This is a genomic window from Nostoc sp. NMS2 (assembly GCF_017115105.1).
Lineage (GTDB): Bacteria > Cyanobacteriota > Cyanobacteriia > Cyanobacteriales > Nostocaceae > Nostoc.
This window is the reverse complement of sequence record NZ_JABXKH010000013.1, coordinates 1-6,234: the sequence shown is the minus strand read 5'-3', so window position 1 is coordinate 6,234 and position 6,234 is coordinate 1. Positions and strand designations below refer to the sequence as shown.

Below are 6,234 nucleotides of genomic sequence, written 5' to 3'. Positions count from 1 at the left end.
AGATCCCCCTAAATCCACGCCACTTGCTTCACTACAGCGCAACTCTTGGAGACGCTTTGCGCTAAGCGAAGCTATGCCGTTCGCGCAGCGTCTCGTAGAGAAGGCTTTACGCGCATCCTGCGGCGGGGGAGACCCCTGTTCCCGCAGTGGCTCCCCGATAAATTGGGGGACTTTGATTCCGGTTCCCCCTTTTTTAAGGGGGGTTAGAGGGGATCTAGAACTTTTGATATCCGATAAGAAGACTTTTCAAACATTCTCTAAGAAGCTGTTAAAGTGGGCATTTTGCCTACTCTAACAGCTTCTAATGATTAAATATCAACTGAACTGAATATCAATCTTCCCCTTTGATATCTTGCGACACGAAACCTGGCAGGTCAGTAGTGTCAACCGCGAAGACGAAAAATTTGTTTGGGTTGTCAATACCCGGCGCTATAGTACCAACGAAGTCGTTGTCATTGGCGATAAATAACGTATGCTTTTTCACTCTGTTGATAACGATATCTTCTCCAAAGGCTAAACCTTCAAGCTTGGCAGGAATGTTCTCTTCTTTGATGCCGTTTTGAGTTAGTGCAGCCACCACGTCTAGGAACAGGGTCTTGCTTACCGCCTTACCAACAAGGTTGTTTTCCCCGGTGATATTGCTTACTTCTTGAGCATTTGTCAGATCGATCCGATAGATTTTCTTGAAAACAGCCTTGGAGCCGTCGCCAAGCCCCTTGCCATCGCGTTCATCTACTAAGAATTCGCGATCGCTGATGGCTAAAATCTCGCTGACTGTGGGATATTTTGGTTTAGCCGAGGTGCCAATATTATCTAGCTGATAGGCATATTCCTCAGTAGCACCTGTTTCTATGTCAATCTTGACGATTCTGGTATAAGCACCACCAGTACCACCATCTTGGAGCAGTGGACTCTGCAAAATACCAACCAAGGTTTTACCGTTGGGAGTAATTGCAAGCCCTTCTATGCCTTTGTTCGCAACCCTACCAGACGTGTTGCCAGTGATTTCTGTATCACTAACGGGACTTAAGTTACTGACTGCAAACTTGTTAGGAAGGTTAAAGACCCTGATCCGCTTACCTGTATTGCGGTTAAATTGATATACATAAGGGCCGTATTCGTCAGAGATAAATATCTGCTTGCCATTATTGGATACACGCACCCCTTCAGGGTCGAAACGGGCATTGTTGGGATATGTCGAGATTTGGGTGGGGTTGAAGTTGTCTGAACGTCCAGTGAAATAGTTTTTATTCTTGGTATTCAAGGCTGGCACACCACTGCCTAACCCCAATCCCGCACCATTCCCATAGTAAAGAGGCTCATTGCTGAATAGCAGAGTCGTATCAATTAAGTAAGGGGTAAGTGTGAAAGGCAATGATGAACCAATGCTTGGTGAGAGTTTCACCTTGATAGTTTGGAAGCGGTTGATATAGGATGCTGTGTCACTGACGGCACTGTTGTATGACAGGGCATTTGGGCCTCGGTCTGGGATAGCGATAAAGGTGTTACAGCCAGCGTAGGCCAATCCCGACCCTAGTCCACCTAAGAGGTTTCCCGGAACACCGTTTTCAAGGGGAGCAGATGTTTGGTTGGAGCGATCGCTAATGTTACCATCTAGGCTCCCAATTGCAATTAATTTAACCTCTGCATTTGCGGCAGGAGCCACAGCAAGTAGCGCCAACAAGGACAAAATTAGACTTTTGTTGAGCATATCAGTTCTATATTTTCAAAGACAGTATTTATTGAGCAATATTGTCAGTTTTTTACTAGTATCTATTTCTAACGGTTAAATAAAAATTAAGCTTGAATTAAGCAAAGATTATTAAAGCACTCAACCTCAGAAAATGTAATGTGGTTGTGTTGCAACTGCATACACTCTCTTAATAATTGTATAAAAAACAAAATCTCCATGAAAATTACCGACATTCACCATATAGCTATTATTTGTTCTGACTACGACCGCTCCAAAACATTTTATGTCGAAACTTTAGGCTTTACGATTATTAAAGAGACTTTTCGTGCCGAAATAAATTCTTATAAATTAGATTTAAAAGTTGGAGAAAATGGTCAGATAGAGTTATTCTCCTTTCCAAATCCTCTGCAACGATTTAGTAGTCCAGAGGCTTGTGGTTTAAGACATCTTGCTTTTAAAGTTGATAATATTGATGAAACTGTTTTTTACTTAAACTCGCAAGGTATAGAAACAGAAAATATCAGAATTGACGAAATCACAGGTAAGAAATTTACTTTTTTTAAAGATCCAGATAATTTGCCGTTAGAGATTTATGAAAATTAGAATATATAAATTTTTGGAATTGCAAATAAATAGCAAATGAACAAGCTATAGCAATCCTAAATGATTTGTGAAAATGTGCGATGTCCAGATCCCCGACTTCTCAAAGAAGTCGGGGATCTAATTTGCTGGGACACGCCATGAATTTATTGATAGGGTTATCAATTGAGCAGTTACAATATTTACAGGTAAGTGAATCTGGTGAGTCCAAATAAATAATCGGTGCAGTCAACCTGCACCGATTGCACAATTTATATGTAATTGCACCAGACATTTCTCTCACGCCAATGCTGATGCTTGGGGTTTGGCAAAAATCATTCTTCCTGCGGTAGTTTGCAAAGCACTGGTAACTACTACTCGCAGTTCACCACCAACATAACTGCTACCTTCTTCAACTACTACCATTGTGCCGTCATCTAGGTAGCCAATACCTTGACTGGGTTCTTTACCTTCTTTAAGAATTTTTAAATCCAGGTTGTCGCCAGGTAAGTAACTGGGACGGACGGCGTTTACTAAATCATTCACATTCAAAACAGGTACTTTCTGTACACTGGCAACTTTAGATAAGTTGTAGTCGTTGGTTAGCAGTGTACCGCTAATTTCTTGGGCAAAACGCACTAACTTGGCATCCACTGTGGGAATATCGTCGTAATCAACTGCATTAATCAAAATGCGATCGGGATATTCTTCTTTAATGCGGTTGAGAATTTCTAGTCCTCGTCTTCCCCGCACCCGCTTTTGGTCTTTGCTAGCATCCGCTACTTGTTGAAGTTCTTGCAAGACAAATTGCGGTACAAGAATTTGTCCTTCCAGAAACCCTGTTTCTAATAGCGCTTCTATGCGACCATCGATAATGCAACTGGTGTCTAAAACTTTGGTATTAGCTGGTTTTAGCGTTCCTTCCACAACCATCGATTCGACGGTGTTGGGATTAATGAACCGTAGCAAGCCTCGTCCGTGGGTATCTGCCAAATTCATGCCAGTGACGGAGAGAATAATACTACCGACAACTGCCACAAGTGGCTTAATAAATCCAAAATCTGCCGGGATAGGTAGCAAAAATAGTGGGGCTAGCATGAGGTTAGCTAGCAATAAGCCAATTACTAAGCCAATGGCACGAGTTAAGATCACTTCCAGAGGCATTTCTTTGACTTGTGATTCTAGGCGGCGATATGTCGTCTGGAAACTCAGCCCGATCGCACCACCAATAATAGCGGCAAATACAGCAACAACTAAGCGTAAAGCTTCAAGATTTGTTACCTGATCTAACGTGCCATTGGGTAGTAGTTCAATGCTGTAGAACCCTATTCCCGACGCTGCCAGGATAAATGAGAGAATTATAATTGCGTCAAGCATGGTTATGTTGTTTTCCTGCAACTGTGTTCACCGATAAAGTTAAGTATTTTTTATTTCATCGGTAAGATAAACTCATCAATATTGACTTACACTAAGGGTTTAGGCTGACAATATCTGCAATTATTATAACTAAAGGCTTTTATCTTAATATTTTTCATTGTTTCTTTGTAAAACGACAAAAATTTGTAAATAAACTACTCATTTTGTCAGAATTCAGAAGTCAGAAGACTTTGATACCCAAACTTAATAATTTTAATAAAATCAAGAAGTTATTGCACGCTTGATTTTCCAATTATTCTGGATTCTGGCGACTGACGCCTTTATTCTTCCTCATTTTCATTGTCTCTAATTCGCAGTTGGATTAACTTAAAACTTTTCTCAAAATGAGTCAAAAATTTAGTGTTTCTGGAATTGCGAGTTCTGCTTATGTGCATATTCCCTTTTGCAGACGGCGGTGCTTTTATTGCGATTTCCCGGTTTCTGTTGTGGGCGATCGCTTGCGGGGCGAAACATCTGGTACTATCTCCCAATATGTTGAGGTGCTATGTCAAGAAATTGCCATTACACCAACCTTTGGTCAACCCTTAAAGACAATTTTCTTCGGTGGTGGTACTCCTTCGCTGCTATCAACGGAACAGTTACAACGGATAGTGGGAGAATTGGAGAAGTATTTTGGTATTGCGTCTGGGGCAGAGATTTCTATGGAGATTGACCCTGCTACCTTTGATTTAGCCCATATAGCAGGCTATCGCAGTGCAGGCGTGAACCGGGTAAGCTTGGGTGTACAAGCCTTTCAAGAAGAATTATTGCAAAGGGCGGGGCGATCGCACTCAGTTGAAGATATTTTCGCAGCTGTGGAGTTAATCCACCAAGTTGAGATTCCCGAATTTAGCTTAGACTTAATTTCTGGGTTGCCGCATCAGTCTTTGGATCAATGGCAGGATTCTCTAACTAAAGCGATCGCACTTTTACCCACTCACATTTCCATATACGATCTTACCATCGAACCAGGTACAGCCTTTGGTCGTTACTACAAACCTGGTGATACTCCTTTACCCACGGATGAAGCCACAGTCAAAATGTACCAGATGGCGCAGCAGGTTTTGACTGGTGCAGGTTATGAGCATTATGAGATTTCTAATTATGCTCAACCCGATCATCAGTGTAAGCATAATCGAGTTTATTGGGAAAACCGCCCTTACTACGGCTTTGGCATGGGTGCGGCGAGTTATGCTGAGGGGAAACGCTTCACTCGTCCGCGCAAGACTAGGGAGTATTACCAGTGGGTGGAAGCTGGCGGTGTAATTGATTGTGATGTTACCCCCCCAAAGGAAGTATTGTTAGAAACGTTGATGTTGGGGTTGCGTTTGGCGGAGGGTTTGAGTTTGGAGGCGTTTGGGGAAGAGAAGGTGGAGGAAATTTGCTGGTGTTTGCAAAAGTATTTTGATAAAGGTTGGGTAGAAGTTACTGGGGGAAGGTTGCGTTTGATTGATCCCCAAGGGTTTTTGTTTTCTAATGTGGTGTTAGCGGAGTTGTTTGAGAAGTTGGGGTGACGAACCACAGAGGCGCAGAGTCCGCAGAGAGAGGAGGGGAGGTTTATGCAGAAAAATCAAGTTAGAAAAGCTGTGATTCCGGTGGCTGGTTTTGGGACTCGGTTGTTTCCAGCTACCAAGGTTGTGAAAAAAGAACTTTTCCCGATTATTGATCGAGATGGTAGGGCAAAACCTGTCATTCTCGCAATTATTGAAGAGGCAATTAGTGCCGGAATTGCAGAAGTGGGGATTGTGGTGCAGCCGGACGATCAAGAAATATTTGCAGATTTATTGAAAAATCCACCCAAAAAAGAACTTTTAGATAAACTTTCACCGCAGAATAAAGGATATAGCCGATATCTCGAAGATTTAGGTAGCAAAGTCACCATCTTATTGCAAGAGGAACAATTAGGCTATGGTCATGCGGTATTTTGTGCTAAAGATTGGGTAAAAGATGAGCCATTTTTGTTAATGCTGGGCGACCACATTTATACATCTGATATTGAAAAATCTTGTGCTAGTCAAGTTTTAGGTATTTACGAACAAGTTAATCAAAGCGTTGTTGGCATAACTAAAATGCCAGCAGAAATTATTCATAAAGCTGGTTGTGTAACAGGAGTTTGGCAAGAGTTAAACTCGATTTTGTCGGTTACACAACTCTATGAGAAACCAACTATTGAGTATGCACAACAGCATTTGCACTTAGAGGGAATGGCAGAAAATGAGTTTTTAGGCATATTTGGATTGTATTTACTTACGCCGAAAATTTTTGACTTTCTAGCAGAACATATCAAGCAAAATTTCCGAGAACGAGGTGAATTTCAGTTAACATCCTGTCTGGAAAAATTGCGTCAAGAAGAGGGAATGACAGGATATATTGTTAAAGGTAACTGTTTTGATATAGGTTTACCAGAAGCTTATCGTCAAACAATGATTGATTTTAGAAATTTCAGATTAATCTAAGTTCCAAAATTATTGAGGCGACTAGTACCGCTTCGCGTAATTCGTAATTCGTAATTCGTAATTCGTAATTCGTAATTCGTAATTCGTAAT

Annotated in this window: 6 protein-coding genes; 4 read left to right on the top strand and 2 right to left on the bottom strand. The window is 41.5% G+C overall.

The window, feature by feature from the left end; all coding sequences use genetic code 11:
• Window positions 1-331 precede the first annotated feature (331 nt).
• Window positions 332-1,711, bottom strand: coding sequence for an esterase-like activity of phytase family protein (locus tag HWQ36_RS00860; RefSeq protein ID WP_292697100.1), 1,380 nt, complete (start codon window positions 1,709-1,711; stop codon window positions 332-334).
• Between the two features lie 198 nt (window positions 1,712-1,909).
• On the opposite strand from HWQ36_RS00860, the gene HWQ36_RS00855 reads away from it, so the two are divergent.
• Both HWQ36_RS00855 and HWQ36_RS00850 read left to right on the top strand, forming a co-directional pair.
• A complete protein-coding gene (locus tag HWQ36_RS00855; RefSeq protein ID WP_292697097.1) occupies window positions 1,910-2,296 on the top strand; it encodes a VOC family protein in 387 nt (128 codons plus the stop codon).
• Between the two features lie 80 nt (window positions 2,297-2,376).
• Window positions 2,377-2,508, top strand: coding sequence for a hypothetical protein (locus HWQ36_RS00850; protein WP_292697094.1), 132 nt, complete (start codon window positions 2,377-2,379; stop codon window positions 2,506-2,508).
• A 64-nt stretch (window positions 2,509-2,572) separates the two neighbouring features.
• On the opposite strand, the gene HWQ36_RS00845 is transcribed toward HWQ36_RS00850, so the two are convergent.
• Window positions 2,573-3,649, bottom strand: coding sequence for a PIN/TRAM domain-containing protein (locus tag HWQ36_RS00845; protein WP_292697091.1), 1,077 nt, complete (start codon window positions 3,647-3,649; stop codon window positions 2,573-2,575).
• A gap of 383 nt (window positions 3,650-4,032) precedes the next feature.
• On the opposite strand from HWQ36_RS00845, the gene hemW reads away from it, so the two are divergent.
• Window positions 4,033-5,202, top strand: a complete 1,170-nt coding sequence (gene hemW / locus HWQ36_RS00840) for a radical SAM family heme chaperone HemW (protein ID WP_292697088.1) — start codon at window positions 4,033-4,035, stop codon at window positions 5,200-5,202.
• A 45-nt stretch (window positions 5,203-5,247) separates the two neighbouring features.
• Window positions 5,248-6,144, top strand: a complete 897-nt coding sequence (locus HWQ36_RS00835) for a UTP--glucose-1-phosphate uridylyltransferase (protein ID WP_292697085.1) — start codon at window positions 5,248-5,250, stop codon at window positions 6,142-6,144.
• Window positions 6,145-6,234 lie beyond the last annotated feature (90 nt).